Annotated in this window: 13 protein-coding genes; 8 read left to right on the top strand and 5 right to left on the bottom strand. The window is 60.9% G+C overall.

Annotated elements, in window-relative coordinates:
* Nucleotides 1-12 precede the first annotated feature (12 nt).
* The 4 genes from R3175_RS10545 (at nucleotide 13) to R3175_RS10530 (ending at nucleotide 6,677) form a co-directional block, all read left to right on the top strand.
* Complete coding sequence (locus R3175_RS10545; protein ID WP_318944233.1) at nucleotides 13-819, top strand: ABC transporter ATP-binding protein; 807 nt, start codon at nucleotides 13-15, stop codon at nucleotides 817-819.
* A gap of 287 nt (nucleotides 820-1,106) precedes the next feature.
* Nucleotides 1,107-3,230: a TonB-dependent siderophore receptor gene (locus tag R3175_RS10540; protein WP_318944232.1), complete on the top strand. Its 2,124-nt coding sequence runs from the start codon at nucleotides 1,107-1,109 to the stop codon at nucleotides 3,228-3,230.
* Between the two features lie 268 nt (nucleotides 3,231-3,498).
* A complete protein-coding gene (locus tag R3175_RS10535) occupies nucleotides 3,499-4,656 on the top strand; it encodes an MFS transporter (protein WP_318944231.1) in 1,158 nt (385 codons plus the stop codon).
* Nucleotides 4,657-4,904: 248 nt separating this feature from the next.
* Nucleotides 4,905-6,677, top strand: a complete 1,773-nt coding sequence (locus R3175_RS10530) for an SLC13 family permease (protein WP_318944230.1) — start codon at nucleotides 4,905-4,907, stop codon at nucleotides 6,675-6,677.
* Here R3175_RS10530 and R3175_RS10525 read toward each other — a convergent pair.
* Nucleotides 6,659-7,978, bottom strand: coding sequence for an EAL domain-containing protein (locus tag R3175_RS10525; protein WP_318944229.1), 1,320 nt, complete (start codon nucleotides 7,976-7,978; stop codon nucleotides 6,659-6,661). The genes R3175_RS10530 and R3175_RS10525 overlap by 19 nt on opposite strands.
* Before the next feature lie 535 nt (nucleotides 7,979-8,513).
* Between R3175_RS10525 and R3175_RS10520 the strand changes: the two genes are divergently transcribed.
* Together R3175_RS10520 and R3175_RS10515 are read left to right on the top strand one after the other, a co-directional pair.
* Nucleotides 8,514-9,071, top strand: a complete 558-nt coding sequence (locus R3175_RS10520) for a cytochrome b (protein WP_318944228.1) — start codon at nucleotides 8,514-8,516, stop codon at nucleotides 9,069-9,071.
* Between the two features lie 50 nt (nucleotides 9,072-9,121).
* Entirely contained in the window at nucleotides 9,122-9,709 is a 588-nt protein-coding gene (locus R3175_RS10515) for a YceI family protein (RefSeq protein ID WP_318944227.1), read from the top strand.
* Between the two features lie 176 nt (nucleotides 9,710-9,885).
* Here R3175_RS10515 and R3175_RS10510 read toward each other — a convergent pair whose 3' ends face one another.
* Nucleotides 9,886-10,134, bottom strand: coding sequence for a hypothetical protein (locus tag R3175_RS10510; RefSeq protein ID WP_318944226.1), 249 nt, complete (start codon nucleotides 10,132-10,134; stop codon nucleotides 9,886-9,888).
* 274 nt (nucleotides 10,135-10,408) lie between these two features.
* Here R3175_RS10510 and parC point away from each other — a divergent pair, with 274 nt between their 5' ends.
* Both parC and serB read left to right on the top strand, forming a co-directional pair.
* The gene (gene parC / locus R3175_RS10505) at nucleotides 10,409-12,694 is read left to right on the top strand and encodes a DNA topoisomerase IV subunit A (protein WP_318944225.1); all 2,286 of its coding nucleotides are present in this window, start codon (nucleotides 10,409-10,411) and stop codon (nucleotides 12,692-12,694) included.
* Nucleotides 12,687-13,895 carry a phosphoserine phosphatase SerB gene (serB, locus tag R3175_RS10500; RefSeq protein WP_318944224.1) on the top strand — a complete coding sequence of 403 codons (1,209 nt, stop codon included), beginning with the start codon at nucleotides 12,687-12,689 and terminating at the stop codon, nucleotides 13,893-13,895. The genes parC and serB overlap by 8 nt, the downstream gene beginning before the upstream one ends.
* A gap of 61 nt (nucleotides 13,896-13,956) precedes the next feature.
* Here serB and R3175_RS10495 read toward each other — a convergent pair whose 3' ends face one another.
* From R3175_RS10495 to epmB, 3 genes are all read right to left on the bottom strand, one after another.
* Nucleotides 13,957-16,041 carry an EAL domain-containing protein gene (locus R3175_RS10495; protein ID WP_318944223.1) on the bottom strand — a complete coding sequence of 695 codons (2,085 nt, stop codon included), beginning with the start codon at nucleotides 16,039-16,041 and terminating at the stop codon, nucleotides 13,957-13,959.
* 272 nt (nucleotides 16,042-16,313) lie between these two features.
* Complete coding sequence (locus R3175_RS10490; RefSeq protein ID WP_318944222.1) at nucleotides 16,314-18,101, bottom strand: GTPase; 1,788 nt, start codon at nucleotides 18,099-18,101, stop codon at nucleotides 16,314-16,316.
* A 222-nt stretch (nucleotides 18,102-18,323) separates the two neighbouring features.
* Nucleotides 18,324-19,364 (bottom strand): EF-P beta-lysylation protein EpmB, encoded by a 1,041-nt coding sequence (epmB, locus tag R3175_RS10485; protein WP_318944221.1) that lies wholly within the window; start codon nucleotides 19,362-19,364, stop codon nucleotides 18,324-18,326.
* Nucleotides 19,365-19,376 lie beyond the last annotated feature (12 nt).

Genomic DNA, 19,376 nt, shown 5'->3' with positions numbered 1-19,376 from the left:
AAGGAGAGAACTATGCGCTTATCCGCTCAACAGATCTGTGTCGATTATGGCAAAAGCCGGGTGCTCGACGATTTGTCGCTGACCCTCAGCGAGGGCGCGATTACCTGCCTGCTGGGGCCGAACGGCTCGGGAAAAAGCACCTTGTTGAAGGCACTGGCCGGGTCGTTACAGCCAGTCTCGGGTCAGGTGGTGCTCGGTGATCGAGCGCTCGCGCAGTGGCCCGGCAAGGCGTTGGCACGGCAATTGGCGTTGCTGCCTCAGCACCCGGTGGCCCCAGAGGGGCTGCTGGTGGGCGAGCTGGTGCATTACGGACGTTCACCGCATCAGGGTTTCTGGGGTGCCCGTTCCCGGGAAGATGACGAGATCGTGGCCTGGGCGCTGGCTGCCACCGGTCTGGCTGCGTATGGCTCACGGCGGCTTTCCCAATTATCCGGGGGGGAGCGGCAGCGGGTGTGGATCGCCCTGGCGCTGGCGCAGCAGGCGCCCATTCTGCTGCTGGACGAGCCCACCACCTTTTTGGACCTGGGCCATCAGCTTGAGGTGATGGAGTTGTTGACGGACTTGAACCGGGAGCATGGCCTCACCGTGGTGATGTCGCTGCACGATATCAATCAAGCCGCGCGTTATGCTCATCAACTGGTGGTGATGGAGCGGGGACGCATTGTCGCCCACGGCGAACCCGCCTCAACATTGACCGAAGACCTGCTGGCCCGCGTCTTCCGGGTTCGGGGACAGGTCGAGTCGGACCCGCTATCCCGGCACTTGTCCTGCCGATTCCACTCTTCCTTAAACTACAGATTTGCAAATGATAATGGTTAGCGTTAAGGTTTCCCCGCTTGAATCATAGCGTCCTCGCCTGCCAACGTGATGGCGCCCCGCTGCGCCCTGCATCTCAAGTCGATTATGGGCTTCGTCATGGGCACATAGTGCAATTGGTGAAGATCGAGGGTTGCTGTTCCGCGGCTTGAAATCCCACCGACAGAGCTTTCTCGAACTAGACCAAGCATTGCGGATCCTCTGGCTGTGAGGCCGTGGCTCACTGACTTCTGAAAACAAGTAAGACGCATTTGTAAATGTATTGCAGTTCAACGAGGAGTTTGCAAAGAATGAGTAACCACCCCAACACCCCGTTACGACCATTGGCCTGCGCAATTAGACGCCTTGGTAGCGGCACCTCCACCTGGTTGCCGCTGTTGCTGGTCGCGAGCGCCCCAAGTGTCGCTCTGGCGCAGGATTCTGGCCAGGAGCCGGTTGAACTTGGCGTGCTGGAAGTGGTTGGCGACTGGATCGGTGCGTCTACCAACGAGTCCGCGCGAACCTACACCGGGGCGCGTACCGTGATTGAGCAGGAAGAGTTGCATCAACGTGGCGCCCTTAATCTGGAGGATGCGATGCGTTCGACGCCCGGTGTGCAGGTGCTGGATGAAACCGGTACCGGTGTGCTGCCAAATATCGGCGTCCGGGGCTTGAATCCGCTGCGATCGGAGCGGGTGCAGTTGCTGGTGGATGGTTACCCGATTGCGCTTGGCCCCTACAGCAACGTGGGCGTGTCTCTGTTCCCGGTGACCATGGCCAGTATCAACGCGGTCGATATCGTGCGCGGCGGCGCAGCGGTGCACTATGGCCCCAATAACGTCGGCGGTGTACTTAACTTCGAGACAAGTCCGATCCCCTACGAAGTTGAGCAGACGCTCCGTCAGCAGCTGACCATTGCCGAAGAAACCGGCAACGTCTTCAGCGACACCTACTACCGCGCCGGTGGCCACGTGACCGATAAACTCGCGCTTCAGCTTCAGGCCAATGTCCAGCGCGGCGACGGCTTCCGCGATCACAGCGACACCGAAGTCGACAATGTCATCCTGGGGGGCCGTTATTTCATTAACGAAGAGCACGAAGTGGCTGGCCAGTTGCAGTACTACGATGTGAGAGCGGAACTCCCCGGCGCCCTGAGCCCGGACGCCTACCGGGAAGACCGTACCCAGTCCCAGCGTCCCTTCGATGAATTTGATGCCGACATTCTGCGAGGCACCCTGGAGTGGGTGTATACACCCAGTGACGATGTCAAATTCGAGTGGCGCAACTTCGCCCACGATGCAGACCGTACCTTCGACTTTGGCCAGAACTTCAGCAGCGGCGGTCATTGGGCGGATCCTGCCATCCCGTCCACCCTCGTCGCGGATTCGCCGCGGCAGTTCAAGGTGTATGGTACCGAGCCGCGTCTGACGCTGCGCCAGGGTAACCACACGGTGATGGTCGGCGCGCGTTATGTCATGGAAGACGTGCAGTTCCTGGTGAATCGCGAGGAACTGGCCACGGGAATCACCAGCAATGTCCGTGACTGGTCCCTGGATACCGAAGCCGTGGCGGTCTATGTCAGCGATACCATGAGCTTCATGGACGACCGTTTGACGGTCACCCCGGGCCTGCGTTACGAAAACGTCAAAATGGACTTTACTGACAATGTTGCTAACGCGGATCAGGACAACCACGCAGAAGAGTTATTGCCGGGGCTGACCGTCGGCTATCAGGCCTCCAACGAGGTGTTCCTGTTCGCCAATGGCCAGCGGTCGCTGGTGCCGGTCCAGATCGCCCAGGTATCTCGCGAAGGCGAGGTGGCAAACGAAACCGCCTGGAACTATGAGCTGGGCGGCCGTGTTCAGGTACGTCCGGACCTGTTGACGTCGGCTACCCTGTTCCGCATCGATTATGAGGACCAGATTCAGTTCAACCGAACGACCAGCCGTTTCGAGAACCTGGGTGAAACCCGGCATCAGGGCGTCGAGCTGGATAATCAGTGGCAGGCGACCGACAACCTGTCGTTCCGGCTGGGCTATACGTTCCTAGACACTGAGCAGCGAAGTGGTAATGACAAGGGCAATGAGCTGCCGAATGCGCCTCGTCATCACGTGACCGCCGGTGCCGCTTATGACTACCAGCAGTGGAACGCCAGCCTGACCGGCAACTATGTCAGCGAGAGCTTTAGCGACGCCGGCAATACCGACGAAGAAACCGCCGACGGCAGTGCCGGTGAACTGCCGGATTACGTGTTGCTGAACGCCGAGGTTGGTCGTGATTTCAACGTCGGGCAATCCCGCGACCTGCGTCTGGCGCTGTCGGTGAACAACTTGCTGGATGATGACTATTACTTTCGTGGCGTTGATGTGAGCCCGGTTGGACGGGTACCCGCGCCAGGTAGAGCTTATCTGGTTTCAGCGCAACTGGATTTCTAACTGAATCCGGCGATCACCGGGTGGGTCGTGGCGGTACCGAGCGACCCACCAGCGAAGCCTTTAATAACCGACTCATGGCACCGCCTTCCAGCGGTCACAGCCTCCGGATCCCATATCTTTGCGGTTTTTTAGGCGAGTCCCGCCCCAAACAACTCCGAACAAGGCCAAGAAGTTGATGAGAGGTATGTCCCACCGCTCCCGCCAAAACCTCATCAGACCGGAGACGAATAGAGGCAGCGTTAAGAATAGCTCCCAGCGGCGGCGGGTGATGCTGGTGTTATTCTGCCATTTCACCGCAGCCTTGGCGGCTTTGGGCATGCCACCGTTTTTTGGCTTCATTCTTGCGGATTCGCTTGGTGTTAGTGCCGGCTTTCTGGTCGGCTGGAGCTATGTGGTGCCTCCGGTGTGCACCGCCTTGACGAGTCCTTGGTGGGGGCGGTTTGCCGATCGCTTCGGCAAAAGAGTGTCGCTGTTGCGGGCCCAGCTTGGGCTGGCATTGGGTTTCGGTTTGGCCAGTTTGGCCGATAGCCTGTGGATATTTATGCTGGCCTTGGTGGTACAAGGCGTATTTGGCGGCACCTTTGCGGCATCCAACGCTTATCTCAGTACGTTCGTGCGTGGTGAGGCGCTGGCTCGTTACCTGAATCTCATGCAGGGGTCAGCGCGGGCGGCGATGGTTGTGGCGCCGGCGTTGTTCGGCTTTTTGGTGATGCAGGTTGATCCCCTGACCCTCTATGGCTATCTAGCCCTAGTGCCGCTGCTGGCCGCATTGATTCTTTGGTGTGGGCCGGCCACCCTGCAACCGCGAGCCGAAGTCGGCCCCAGGTCTGCTCGGGACGATACGCCTTCGACGCGTGGTGGCCAATGGCCGTGCGGGTTGATCTATGGACTCCAGTTCGGGTTTTCCTTCTGTACCGTCGTGACTTTTCCGTACTTTGTCTCCTTCGCGCAGGAAACCGGCGCTTCGACGCTGCAGGCGGGGCTGTTGTTCAGTCTGCCTCATCTGGTTTACCTGCTGTTGGTCTGGGCGACAGTTCGTCTGACCGAGCCCGTTCCAGCCGTCCATATCTTTGCGGTGGGCCTAGGATTACTGGTGCTGGCGATGCCAGTCCAGGCGGTCGCGGCTGACTGGGTCCAGCTGATACCTGGGCGTGTAGTCATGGGCGGGGGAATGACGCTGTGCTTCATCGGGCTTCATCGGTTAGTCAGCAATTCACTGGTGTCGCAATACAGCGGTCGGCTGTTTGGGTCGCTGGACAGCGGTGCCAAGTGGGGCGGTGTGGCGGCGGGCCTGATCGCCGGCTCGGTGAGCGTTCCCCTGGGGTTAGCGGCACCGTTCTGGTTCGGGGCAGCGAGCGCAGCTGTGACCTTGTTGGCCCTGTTGGTCTGGCCCCGGAACTCCATGGCAACCTTGGCAAAGGAGTGATCCATGGGAGGTCCCGCCAATTAAAGCCATTTTCCCGCCTGATTTACCCAATCTATGCTCTATCGGAGCGATCCTGTCGGGATAGGGCTGCTTTGGCTGAGTGCCTGAGTGTGGAGTGGGGACAGCGGCGGACTTGGTGCGCCACCCTGGCCGCTAATGCCTATTAGTGCTTTCAAAAGTATTCTTTATTCTTTCTCTGACTTGGCGATCTTCGTTATTCTTGCGCTTTTCCACCCTGGGTAAGTCGTATGGAATGGCAAGGCTGGTTCGCGCTGGGCCTGGCGGGGCTGGCGCTGCTGCTGATGAGTATAGGCCGGTTGGGCCCGCACCTGGTGATGCTGGGGGTGATGATCCTGCTCAGCGCCACCGGCATCATCGATTCCGCGCAGGCCCTGTCGGGCTTCAGCAACAGTGGCCTGATCACCGTGGTGGCGATGTTTGTGGTGGCGGCGGGCATTCACCATTCCGGCGGTGTCGATCTGCTGGTTCAGTACCTGTTGCGCTCCCCCCGCACCGTTCGCTCGGCGCAAGCCCGTATCGCCCTGCCGGTCTCCCTCCTGAGCGGTTTTCTCAACAACACGCCGGTGGTCGCAACCATGATCCCGGCGGTGCATGCCTGGTCCCGCAAGATTGGCATTGCGCCGTCCAAGTTGATGATGCCGCTGAGTTACTCCGCCATCCTCGGCGGCACCCTGACGCTGATCGGGACCAGCACCAACCTGGTTGTTAACGGCCAGTACCGGGACTTGACCGGGGACCCCGGATTCTCCATTTTCTCCATCACGGCGGTGGGCTTGCCGGTGGCAATCATCGGCCTGCTGACCATGTTGGTGTTTCTCCCGCGACTGCTCCCGGATCGCAAGGATCAACAGAAGTTTGGCTCTATGCGGGAGTTCACCCTCGAGGTGGCAGTGGCCTTCGATGGCCCCCTGGTGGGGAAGAGCGTCGGCGAGGCCGGCCTGCGGGAGTTGGAGCGGCTGTACCTGGTGGAGATCGAGCGGGACGGCAGTGTGGTGACGGCGGTGCCCTCCGAGGAACGGCTGCGGGGCGGGGACCGGTTGGTGTTTGCGGGAGACACCCAGGCCATTTCCGATCTTCTGCGGATCAATGGCATCGTGCCGTCAGTCCATGAGGACGAACCCAGCCTCAGTCAGGACCGGGCCGAGCGTTGCCTGGTGGAAGCCGCCCTGTCGCCGCAGTCTGATGTATTGGGCCTCACCATCCGGGATGCCCGGTTCCGCGACCGCTACGGTGCCGTGGTGCTCGCGGTCGCCCGGGGTGGCGAGCGGGTATCCGGTAACCTGGGCAATATTCGGCTCAAGCCCGGCGACGTCCTGCTGCTGGAGGCGCGTCCCGCCTTTATCAGTCGTCAGCGGTATGCCAAGGATTTCCTGCTGATCAATGACCTGGATACGCAGACGCCGCGGCACGATCGGGCCTATTTGTCCTGGGGAATCCTGTTGGCGCTGGTGGGCGCCGCCGCGATGGGGGTGCTGAGCATGCTGAACGCGGCACTGGTGGGGGCCGCGCTGATGATTGTCACCGGCTGCTGTTCGGTGGGCCAGGCGCAGAAGGCAGTGGACGTGCCGGTGTTGTTGACCATTGCCGCCTCCTTTGCCCTGGGGGCGGCTCTGGAGTCCACCGGGGCTGCTGGCTACATGGCGACCGAAATCCTGACGCTCAGCGCCGGTCATCCCTGGCTGACGCTGCTGCTTGTCTATCTGGTGGTGTCGGTACTGACCGAGGTGATTACCAATAACGCGGCCGCCGTGCTGGTGGTGCCGGTAGTATTGTCGATGACCGGCACCCTGGGCGTGGCCCCGGAGCCCTTTGTCATTGCCGTGATGATGGCCGCATCGGCCAGCTTTGCCACGCCGTTGGGTTACCAGACCAACATGATGGTGTTCGGCCCCGGCGGTTACCGGTTCCTGGATTTCGTCAGGGTGGGGTTGCCCTTCAACCTGTTCATCGGGCTGGTCAGTGTGGTGGCGATCGGCCTGGTCTACAACCTTCCGTTCTGAGCGGTCAGCGGGCGCTGGCCCAACCGATCCACCTGGTTGGCCAGCAGGTCGCAGCACAGGACCTGGAGACGCTCGCCCCGCTTGAATGCCAGTGACAGGGTAATGCACATGTGGGCACCGGTGACCGACAGGTAGGGGGCGCTGGCCTGCAGGATGTTGGGCTGGGCCACGGCCTGTTTCAGGTAGTTCTGGCGGAACCAGTCGGCATTCTCGGTATTCTCCAGCGGCAGGAAGCGGGGGTCCTGAAGGTTCTCGGGCGCCGCTGCCACGGCGGTCCGCTCTCTCTGTATGCCATTGATGTCCATCAGGTAGCAGCGGGACACTGCCGGCTGTGCCAGCAAGTCCTGACAGGCCCGGGCCAGGGGCGCGCCCTCGTTCAGCAGCTGGATCGAACGAAGGAAAAAGTCACTGAAATGGGGAATCAGCTGTGTGGTTGGGTCCTGGTCCAGGCGTTTGTGGCTTTTGTAGTCCGCCAGTACGGCGGTGATCTCCGACGCCCCCCGGGACAAGGTGGGCAGCTCGGTGGTCGGATGGCAGAAATAGAACCCCTGTACAAAATCAACGCCGGCGTCAACGGCGATCATGGCCTGATCCCGGGTCTCCACGCCCTCCAGCAAAACCAGACAGCCGGATTGGTGTAACAGTGAGACAATGCCGTTGAGGATGTGCCGAGCCTTGGCGTCGCCGGTGGCGCGAATCAGCAGAGAGCGGTCCAGCTTCACGATGTCCGGAGACAGGTTCCAGATCCTTTCGAAGTTGGAGTGGCCGGCGCCGAAATCGTCTATTGCCGTCAGGCAGCCCAGGTGTTGGTAGTAATTGACGGCCTCCTGCAGCAGGGTGGCGTCATCGGTGGGCTGTTCCACAATTTCGATGACCACCCGGTGTGGTGGCAGACCCGTGTGTTCCAGTAGCTGGCCGAAGAACGAATCGCATTGGCGGCCGTTGGCCACCACCCGCGGCGACACGTTGAGGAACAGCCAGTTGACTGGGTCGTTGAAGGCGGCGTAGTTCTGCAGGTGGAGGTACCGGCACAACCGGTCGAGCAGCAGGTTTTCGGCAGCGTCCCGGGGTAACTGAAACAGGTGCAATGGCAGAACCCGGGCCCGGTCGTTGTCAAAGGCCCGTACCAGGGCTTCATAGCCGACTACCCGTTTGTGGGAAATGCTGTAGATGGGTTGTAGCGCGGTTTTGAGCGTCAGGCCCTGATAGTCGGCACTCCAGCAAGAGCCGCTTTGGCTCAGCAACGGATCGATCAGTCCGAGTTCCGTGGTCGCCAGCGGTTTAGGCAGTAACTTTGACATGAAGCACTACTGACATCGTGAAACGGCTGATGCAGCGGCCGGTCGATCTTTGCGACAATAGCGGCGCCTGCAGTCTTACGGTTTCTTCATTATTGTTGAGAAACCTGAAGAGCTTGCCAGACTTTCCGCCAACTTGCTACTGACAATCGCGGTCAGTGCGCAATGAGGGCGAGTGGCGTGATGCCGCCACCTCCTGGACAGGGAACGGGCGGCGCTCGCCGGAAAGGGGACTAGTTGTTGCTGGGGACGACGACGGTTTCGTCAAATTCGACTTCCATGGTACCTCCTCCTTTGGGTGGTCGCTGATAGATACAAAGTCTATTAGTTGCAAAAATTCACTCAATCCGTAAAACCCGAATACGACTAAAGGCGCCCCTCCCACCAGAGGTCGGCCGGCAAAGGCGTTGTTTTTTTGCTGTCGGCTTGATCAAAAAAACTGAACGAGCCAGCCAAAACATTTCGATTGGTTTTTCCGTTCCGGATTCCTACACTGCATCGGCACAAGTTACTGAATTTAAGGGAAGGGCATTACGGCATGGCGCGGGGAAACACGGGAGCGCGATTCGGCTTCACTCATATTCTGCTGCACTGGAGCGTGGCGCTGGTCGTGTTCGGACTGTTTGGTCTTGGCTACTACATGGTCGATCTGGGCTATTACCACCCCTGGTACCGCACCGGACCGCATATTCACCGCAGCATTGGTCTGTTGCTGGTGGCGGTGATGGTGTTCCGAGTGATATGGCGCCTGACTCATCGCATGCCCGGGCCTCTGCCCAGTCACCGGCGCTGGGAAGTGGTCTTCGCCCATGCGACCCACGGGGTGTTGTATTTACTGATCTTTACCGCCCTGGCCAGTGGCTATCTGATCTCCACCGCCGATGGCTCTGCTATCCAGGTGTTCAACTGGTTCCAGGTTCCATCGGTGACCGGCCGGGTTCATGGTCTGGAAGAGATCGCCGGGGATGCCCACTACTGGAGTACATGGGCACTGGTGCTTCTGGCGGTGTTGCATGGCCTGGCTGCCATTAAGCATCACGTGATTGATCGGGATGAAACCCTGCGCCGGATGTGCGGGTTGTCGCCCCGGTCCTGACGATACCGTTTTTACCAAACGCCTGCGGGCAAGTAATAAGGAGAATTGATATGAAGAAGCGTTGGTTGGTTGCGGCCATTGCGGCTACGGCATTGACTTCCGGGGTTCAGGCCGATGACGGGGCGGGAACCTATGCCTTCGACAAGGAAGGCGCGCATCAGTTCGTGATGTTCAAGATCTCTCACCTGGGCTACAGCTGGCTGTATGGCCGTTTCAATGAATTTGAAGGCGAATTCAACTTCAACGCTGATGACCCGGCCGCGAGCTCGGTCAGTGTGACCATCGATACCGCCAGCGTGGACTCCAATCACGCCGAGCGAGACAAGCACCTTCGCAGTGAAGACTTCCTGTTCGTGGACGAATTTCCCCAGGCCACCTTTGAAAGCAAGCGTGTTGTGGTGGATGAGGACGGCGATGAAGCGGATATCATTGGTGACCTGACCCTGCGCGGTGTCACCCGGGAGGTCACGCTGGACGCGGAGCTGATTGGCCACGGCGAAGATCCCTGGGGGGGCTACCGCATGGGGTTTGAGGCGGAAACCGAGCTGAAGCTCGCAGACTTTGGCATCCCCATGGATTTGGGGCCCGCCTCCGAAACGGTGGAAATGATCATCTCGATCGAGGGTGTGCGTCAGTAACCCCTCCGAATTACCCCTCTCGGGGTCAGTTCCGGGCCAGACCCGGGGCTGACCCATTCCTTCCCCAGCCCAGCAGTGGCTTCACGACGAAATCTTCCTGATAGTCTGCGGACTGAACGATTGAGACCTGGGGGCTACGGTCGGCTGACCTGTGTTAAGTCGGCAAGGCGGGCGTTTCAGTGGCGCGTGTGGCAGGCTGAAGGCTGGTGGTGAGCCTGGTTGGAGCGGCACAGGCGTCGTTGGCGCAGGAACTGGGCCACAAAAATGACCACCCATATCAGCAGGCCGGCCCACAGGTAGGGGGCGGTGATGCGCAGCGTACCGCTGATGGCGAACTCGACCAGGAGCATCAGCAACAGGGCCAGTGATCCGTTGATCAGAGCGGTCAGCATGGCGCGCAGACAGGCTTTGAGGTTTGTGGTCATAGACTTCGCTCTGGCTTTCGTCAATACAGACGGGCGTATCATCTGCCGGCAGAATAGGGCCAGGCGGCTAACTCCTCCATTCGTGAATTCCGCTATTGGAAAGGGGTGGCGGTTTGCTCCGCTGGCGGTCGGGTTGCCCGCAATAGGGTTGGTGTCGGAGTCCCTGGCTCCATATAATGAGCGACCAATAAGGTGCCGCCGTAGTGCTTCTTCAGGGTGATCTTGAAGGAGCACTACGGCAGAGGGAATTCATAACAGTCAGTAAGAGGCATCCATGCCAGAGTTTCAGACGACGGACGAGGGGTTTGAACGGGTCTCCCTCAAGGAATATACCGAGAAGGCCTACCTCGACTACTCCATGTACGTCATCCTCGACCGGGCCCTGCCCAACATTGGCGACGGCCTGAAGCCGGTGCAGCGGCGGATTATCTACGCCATGTCGGAATTGGGGCTGAAATCCACTGCCAAGTACAAGAAGTCCGCGCGGACCGTGGGGGACGTTCTCGGTAAGTTCCATCCCCATGGCGACAGTGCCTGCTACGAGGCCATGGTGCTGATGGCGCAGCCGTTCTCCTACCGCTACCCGCTGGTGGACGGCCAGGGCAACTGGGGGTCGCCGGACGATCCCAAGTCGTTTGCCGCCATGCGTTACACCGAATCCCGTCTGACGGCGTTCTCCGAGGTGTTGCTGAGCGAACTGGGTCAGGGCACGGTGGACTGGGTGCCCAACTTCGACGGCACCATGGAGGAGCCGGCAACGCTGCCGGCCCGGCTGCCCCACGTGCTACTAAACGGCACCACCGGGATCGCGGTGGGGATGGCCACCGATATCCCTCCCCACAACGCTCGTGAAGTCACGGCCGCCTGTATCCGGCTGCTGGACGAACCTGATGCCGGCGTGAACGAGCTCTGCGAGCACATCAAGGGGCCGGATTTTCCGACCCAGGCGGAGCTGATCACTCCCCGCAAGGACTTGCGGCAGATGTACGAAACCGGCCGAGGCTCCCTGCGGATGCGGGCGCGCTGGATCAATGAAAGCGGTGAAATTGTCGTTACCGACCTGCCCCACCAGGTTTCCGGCAACAAGATCCTGGAGCAGATTGCCCAGCAGATGCAGGGCAAGAAGCTGCCCATGGTGGCGGATCTGCGTGACGAATCCGACCATGAGAACCCGACCCGCTTGGTCATCGTGCCCCGGTCCAGCCGGGTGGATCTGGACGGCTTGATGACCCACCTGTTCGCGACCACGGACCTTGAAAAAACATACCGGGTCAACATCAACGTGATCGGCAACGACGGTCGTCCAGGGGTGAAGGACCTGCGAACCCTGCTGACCGAATGGCTGAGTTTCCGGCGAGCCACCGTCCGTCGCCGTCTCCAGCACCGCTTGGACAAGGTGCTGGCAAGGCTGCATATCCTGGAAGGTCTGCTGATTGCGTTCCTCAATATCGACGAGGTGATCGAGATCATCCGCAATGAGGACAAGCCCAAGCCGGTGCTGATGGAGCGCTTCGGGTTGTCGGCCGACCAGGCCGAAGCCATCCTCGAACTCAAGCTGCGTCACCTGGCCAAGCTGGAGGAAATGAAGATCCGCGGCGAGCAGGACGAGCTGTCCGCCGAGCGTGATGAGCTCCAGGCCATCCTCGCCTCGGAAGAGCGCCTGCGGGACCTGATCAAGGCCGAATTGCAGGCCGACGCCGAACAGTACGGCGACGACCGTCGTTCCCCCATCGTCGAGCGCGGCGAAGCCAAGGCGTTCAGCGAGACGGACCTGGTATCCAACGACCCGGTCACGGTGGTGCTGTCGGAGAAGGGGTGGGTGCGCGCGGCCAAGGGCCACGACATCGAACCGGAGGGGCTCAGCTACAAGTCCGGTGACCGCTTCGCCCTGGCGGCCCGTGGCCGCAACAACCAGCAGGCGATCTTCCTCGATTCCACCGGGCGCGCCTACGCGCTGATGGCCCATTCGCTGCCGTCGGCCCGCGGGCAGGGGGAACCCCTGACCGGACGTATCAACCCGCCCTCCGGTGCCACTTTCGCCGGCTTGCTGATGGGGGAGTCGGAGCAGAAGGTGTTGCTGGTGACCGATGGCGGCTACGGCTTCGTGGCATCCCTTGACGATATGATCAGCAAGAACCGTAACGGCAAGGCGGTGGTGACCGTGCCCAAGGGGGCGCGCATCATGCCGCCTCAGCTGCTGCCCCGGGAGGCGGCCAATCTCTACCTGGCGGCGGTCTCCAATGAGGGGCGCATGCTGGTGTTCCCGCTCAGTGAATTGCCGGAACTGGCCAAGGGCAAAGGCAACAAGATCATCAGCATTCCCGGGGCCCGGGTCCAGAACCGGGAAGAGTTTGTCGTCGCCACCGCGGTGTTCGCAGACACGGATCAACTGGAAATTCGGGCCGGCAAGCGCAAGCTTGGGCTCCAGTTCCGCGACCTGGAGCACTACCTGGGCGAGCGTGGCCGTCGGGGGCACAAACTGCCCCGCGGCCTGCAGCGGGTTGACGGCATTGAGGTGATTCGCGCACCGGACAACAAGGAGCAAAGCGACAGTGAGTGAGCTGGTCTTGATTAATGTGTCCGGGCGAGACAAGCCCGGACTGACGTCGGAGATCACCGGCATCATGGGGCGCTACGATGTGCGGATTCTCGATATTGGCCAGGCGGTGATCCATGATCACCTGACCTGGGGCATCCTGGCGGAGATACCCGATGAGTCCAAGGCGCCGCCAGTGATCCGGGACCTGCTGTTCCGTCTGCATGCCCTGGACCTGCAGGTACGGTTTGCGCCGATCACCGCCGAGGAGTACCAGCAATGGGCGGAAGGCCGTAACCGTGCCCGCTACATCGTGACCCTGTTGTCGAGGGACATCAAGGCCGAGCAGATCGCCAGGGTATCGGCCATCACCGCCCGTTATGGGCTGAACATCGATAACATCTCCCGCCTGTCCGGACGACCGTCTCTGGATCCAGCCGAGAACCACATCGCCTGTGTTGAGTTTTCCGTGCGCGGTGCGCCCTCGGATGCCAGGCAGCTACGCTCGGATTTCCTCCACATCGCAGCGGAGATGAACGTGGACATTGCGTTCCAGGAGGACTCCATCTTTCGTCGCAACCGCCGTCTGGTGGTGTTCGATATGGACTCGACCCTGATCGAGGCTGAGGTGATCGACGAGTTGGCCCGGGAGGCGGGTGTGGGCGATCAGGTCGCCGAAATCACCGAGCGGGCCATGCAGGGGGAGCTGGACTTCAGCCAGAGTTTTGCCGAACGCCTGGGTCTGCTGAAAGGGCTGGACGAGTCCGTGCTGGAGAAGATTGCCCAGCGGCTGAAATTGACCGAGGGGGCCGAGCACCTGATCCAGCGGCTCAAGTCCCTGGGTTATCGCACGGCGATCCTGTCCGGCGGATTCACCTATTTTGCCCGCCACTTGCAACGCAAGCTGGGCATTGATTACGTCTATGCCAACGAACTGGAGATTGTTGACGGCAAGGTGACGGGGCGGGTCTCCGGTCCCATCGTCGATGGCCAGCGCAAGTCCCAGCTGTTGCTGGAGATTGCCGAGAAGGAGCACATCTCGCGGGAGCAGGTGATTGCCGTGGGGGATGGTGCCAACGACCTGCCCATGTTGAGCCAGGCCGGCCTGGGGGTGGCCTTCCGGGCCAAGCCGCTGGTGAAGGAGTCGGCCCGGCATTCGATCTCGACGCTGGGGCTGGACGCCATTCTCTACCTGATCGGATTCCGCGAGAGCGAGAACCGCTGAGGGTCTTCCGGGAGGCCCGCGGTGGCCTCCCATCAGTTCCTGCCGGGGCCGTCCGACGGGGTTATTGCTCCCCGAAGTCGTAGTTCATTTCCGGAACCGGCGCCTGCACGTAGTAGCCCTGGATGTAGTTGACCCCGGCTTGCCACAGGGTGGAGAGTACCACCGCGTTTTCCACCATCGGGATAATGGTCAGTTTGCCGGCGGACTGCAGCTCCTTGATCATGGTCTTGACCTGCTCCTTCGCCTCGTCGTTCTTCTGAAGTTCTTCGGTGTAGGAGCCATCGATCTTCACGTAGTCCACATCCAGGTGCTTGAGGGTGTTGAACGGGTTCAGCGCACCGCCAAATTGCCCCAGCGACACCTTGCAGTGAAGTTCATGCAGTGATTTGACGAATTCCTTGGCCAGCTTCAGGTGATTGTTGGCGTCGCCCTCCCGAATCTGGAAGATCAGGGCATCCCCCGGTAGCCTTGCGGCTTTCAGGGCGACGCTGAGCCAGGGGGTGAAGGTCTTGTCCTGGATGGTTTCCGCGCAAACATTGAGGAACAGACGGGAATCGTGTCCCCGCGAACGGTGGGAGGCCAGGTGCTTGATGGTTTGGAGAATGACCCAGCGGTCGATCTTCACCGCCATTTCCGACGGTCCCATCGGCGGCAGGATTTCGTAGGGGGATACCTCCTCGCCGTCCTTGTCGATCATGCGGACGGTGGCTTCGTAGTGTTCTTCCCCTTCGCCACGCAGGTTGATGATCGGCTGGTACAGCAGGCGGAAGCGGTCTTCATCCAGCGCGTCCTGGATAGCCTCGGCGGCACTGGCTTCACCCAGGCCTTCGGCCTCGGCGGGGTTGTAGACCACGATCCCGTTGCCGTCCTCGTGACCCTGCTGTTTGCGCACTTCGGCCGAGGCCGTATGCCCGCGGCCCAGCATGTCGGCCGCCTGCGGGGCATTCTCGGTGATGGCGGCAATACCGATGCTGACGGTTAGGGGGATCGTGCGGCCGTTGATATCAAACAGGTGGTCCGCAATGGTCTTGCGCAGGCGCTCGCAGGTGTCGAGCATGGCCTTGTCCTCGCACGGCGTGGCCAGAAGCCCGAATGCGTCATCACTCAAGCGGGCCAGCACCATGTCTTCTCCGGCCTGTTCTTCGAGAATGGCGGAGAGATCACCCAGCAGCAGGTCGGCGCCGGCAATGCCAAGCTGACTCTTGATCGACATGAAGTTGTCCAGGGCGATGTAGGCGAGCACACCCGGTTCACTGCCTTCGGTGGCCTGGGTAACGGCTGAGGCGAGCTCGTCCATGAAGTGTTGCCGGTTGTACAGGCCGGTCAGCAGGTCCTGGCTGCTGATCTGGCGCAGCTTCTCCTCCAGTTCGGCATCGCTGTATTCCGGCTGAATCACGACCTGGGTGCAGGGCTCGCTGTCGTAGGTAGCCGAGGAGACCGACATGGTGACATTCAGTTGCTGGTCGTCGCTACGGCGCGCCTGACAGTTGAGGCTCATGCCGTCCTTGCCGGTGTCCGCGAACTCCTTCATGAACTCCTTGTATTTGGCCTGGCTGTCCGGCGTCAGGGTGTCCAGAATCGGCACGCACATCAGCTCGTCGAGGTCGTCGTAGCCGAGGAAGTCCATGTAGGAGCGGTTGGCGTAGATATGCATGCCGTCGTTGATGTAGGCGATGGCGTCTTTTGAGCTTTCCAGGAGCAGCTGGCAGCGCTGTTCCGCCTCCCGCAGATGGGCTTCCAGGGACCGGCGCTTACGACGTTCCTCCAGGGCTGCCAGCTCCCGCTTCACGGTCAGCACCAGCAGGTCGGTGTGTTCCGCCTGCACCGTGTCCTGGGCGCCGGCCCTGATGATGTCCACGGTACGGTCGCGGTCGAAACTGTCGGTGAGCAGAATGAATGGCAAGTCCTTGTCCAGGCGCCGGATCATGGCCAGAGCGGCATCCGGTGTGAATTCCTGCTCGATGTCCCTGGCCAGTAGCAGGTCCCAGGTGCCAGACTTCAACGTTTCTTCCAGATCCTCTTCCGAGGTGATGCGGTGCGCCCGGGTGGCCCGGCCGGAATTGCGTAACAGGCTCACCAGGGTTTCGGCATCGTTCTGTGAGGGGTCGAGAATCAGTACGTGAACCGTTGAATTCTTCTTCTGCATACGTCAGGTGTCTCGCGGATGAGGAAAGCCGGACAGTTCCGGTGTTATCGGAATCCAGGTGGTAATCAGGGCGTGTCGTCGGTTTCGGAGTTGCTGGCAGGCACGGGCGCCTGCCTTGCTCTCAAGGCTTTCAGTGACTCAGTAGGCTAACGAGTTAACCTGGCCGGACACCAGCCAGCAGGAAACCCTGAATTTCCATTAATGTATGCCGAATGATGCAAGGGTTGTCAGCTAATAACAACCCTTGTGGTCATTCGTTGCGAACCGGATGGCTAAAGGGAGGGCCAGAGCGAGTCGAACTCATCTTCGCTGGTGCCGGAGGAGGGTGAGGGCGTCGATGCGGTGAGAGGCGCGCTATTCTGCAATTTCAGCTCAAACTGGCTGATGCTGCCGGAGGCCGCGATGCGATGGGTCAGTTGGCCCTGATCTTCCCGGCCGTCGTGCAGCAGGGTGATACGGCTGCCGGCCTGGAAGGGCAGGCGAGGGGTGATCAGCGTGGCGGCCTGATTGGCGACGCTGATTTCCGGCAGCAGCAGGCCGCGAAGAAATTCACTGCTGTTGCCCACCTTCTGAATCAACTTGACGCCACACGGCGCAGCACTGGGGGCCAGCAATTCGATGCCAATCTGGGTGCCCTGGTTCTTGATCTGACGAATCCACCGGACAATGGCGACGCTCCAGGGGTGGCTGGATTGCTCCCGCACGCCCAGAATCTCCCCCGCCTGCATGGACGGCGGCAGATTCACATCCCAGGAGACGCAATAGCCCCCGGGGCTGGTGTTGACCAGGGTGGCTTGATGGGCCACGGGCTTGTTCTTGCCGGCGTCCCTGTCGGCGGCGCGGCTCGGGAAGTTGATGGGGGCGTCTATGGCGTGCGAGCGTTCTTCGCTTGGGCCTGCGTCGAAGGCTCCGGCCCAGGCGTCCTCCTTGCGCCTGGCGGTGTCGAGGAAGCGGTTCTCCACTTCCTCGGGTTCGTTGCCCGCCACAAATTCCTTGAAGCTTTTCTGGCCAGAAATGAAGTAGTGCGCCGCGGTGAGGCCCACGCAGATTTCCAGGCGGCCCTGGCTGGCGATACGGTTGAAATTGCGCTTGGTGAGAACGCCAAAGGCCTGGCTCAGATGGGTCAACAGGGTGTCACTGACGCCGGCCGGCAGCGGCATGCGTGGCTGATAACGCCGGTTGCGCTGCTCAACGTGTTCATGCAGGTATTCAGCGATGCATTCGGACAGCTTGCGGGTGTCGAAGCCAAAATCGTCGCCGGATCTGCCGCCCTGCACCAGGCTGCGGTATACCGGAGGGGAATCCTGCTCCATGTGGACCACAAACAGGGCGTCGTCGTTTGGCTCCGAGCCGCAATGAACCAGGTCGGTCCAGCGTTCGAAGAGCTCGTAGGCCTGGGTCAGCTCATTCTGGCGGAGCTGGTTGGGACGGGCGCAGCCCAGCAGCAGGATCTGCTTGTAGCCATCGGCAATGGTGCTGTCCCGCCGATGGCTCAGGGTATCGTCCTCGATCGCCGCATCGGTCAGTTTATTGCGTTGGGCAAAGCGGAACAGTCGATGGCACTCCAGCCAGCTGCGTGCGGGGCTGGGGCAGTACAGTTGCTGGGCGCGGACGATCGTGGCGCCAAGTTCGGCAATGGCGCGGTGGCAGCTGGTGACCAGGAACTTCCGGTTCTTCTCGACGTTGCCTTCGTCGATCAACTCCAGAACACACAGTTTATAGCCGTTGGCCAGGTGCAACTGCAGGGCCTGGGTCAGGTTGGCGATCTTGCGCTGCTTTTCCGGCAGGGACACGGCGTGGCCAAGGAAATGCCGGGCCAGCTCACCACAGACGAAGCGGATCTTGGGCCGAAGCAGCTCCAGCAGCTGGAACCGGGTCTGAGGCGCAAGAAACAGCTGGTTCAACTCGATAATGGCGTGATAGAGCTGTCGTGAGGCCTCGCCGACGTTGGCCATGGGCAGGTTGCGCGTCCAGTCCCGAAACGCCTTGGGGGTGGCATCGCAGAATGAAAGGCTGGCGATTTTTTGCTCGGGTACGGTCAGATCTGGTTTAAGGGTCATTCGTTTTTATGCTCAGGCCATGCGAAGGAGCGTCGCTGTACTTCCCTTGCAGGACCCTTCATCCCTGAAGTGTGACGGGGCCCACAAAAAAAGCCGAAAATACAGCTCTTTATTACTATTAGTCCACGCACTGTAAAATAGCAGAGGTCCGACAAAAAGCCACCTACAGGGCATGTTTGCAAAATTTGACACTTGTGCGCTGATCGGGTTCCGTCTATCGCCTCAGAAGTGCAGGTCTATCGGTGTCTTGCCGGCTCGTCCGGGCTGCTCTCGCACCAGTTTCGGCACCAGGAAACCGGGTAGTCGTTCGACCAGCTTACGCACCAATTGTCGCGCTTTGTCATCGCTCACGTCAAAATGGTGTGCACCGGCAACCGGGTCGAATGCGTGCAGGTAGTAGGGCAGCACACCGGCCTCGAACAGCGATTCACTCAAGGCCGCGAGGGTGTTGGCGTCATCGTTGACCCCTTTCAGTATCACGCTCTGATTCAGCAGTGTCACACCCGCGGCGCGCAGCCGGCCGAGGGCGGACCGGGTTTGCCGGTCCAGCTCATTGGGGTGGTTGACGTGCAGCACCAGGACCGTTTGCAGGCGGGTCTCCGTCAGCCATCCAATCAGGTCATCGCAGACGCGCTGGGGGATGACCACCGGGAGCCGGCTGTGGATACGAATGCGACGAAGTTGCGGAACGGTAGCCAGGTCGCGGGCCCAGCGTGCCAGCAGGCGGTCATTAACCGCCAGCGGGTCGCCGCCGCTGAAGATAACCTCATTGACTTCCGGCGCCTGTGCCAGCGCCTGGATGACGCCTGCCCGTTCCTCAGGCGACAAGCGGTGTTCATCGTAGGGAAAGTGGCGACGAAAGCAGTACCGGCAGTTGATGGCGCACTGACCGGTGACCATCAGCAGGGCACGACTGCGGTATTTGCGTATCAGCCCGGGCGAGGGGGTGGCCGCCTGCTCGGCCAGCGGATCGCGAACGTAGCCGTCACGCGCCTGGGTTTCGTCCATCAGCGGAAGGATCTGCCGCAGCAGGGGATCGGCGGCATTGCCTCGCTCGATTCGCTCCAGGTAGGGCTCCGGCACCCGGATCGGGAACAGCCGATGCCCCCCCCGGGCACCATCGAGCCAGCGTCCGGCCGGCAGGTCGAGACGTCGCAGGAGATCTTCGGGCGTCGTGATCGAATCAGCTAGCAGTTGCTGCCAGGTGCGATTGTCGTGATCGAGTGGGCGGGCTTCTATCGCAGTGGGGGTTCGCTGTATCATAGCGACCTTTCG

Origin of the sequence: Marinobacter sp., assembly GCF_033722735.1 — a bacterium.
Classification (GTDB): Bacteria; Pseudomonadota; Gammaproteobacteria; order Pseudomonadales; family Oleiphilaceae; genus Marinobacter.
This window is presented reverse-complemented; position numbering and strand designations above follow the sequence as displayed.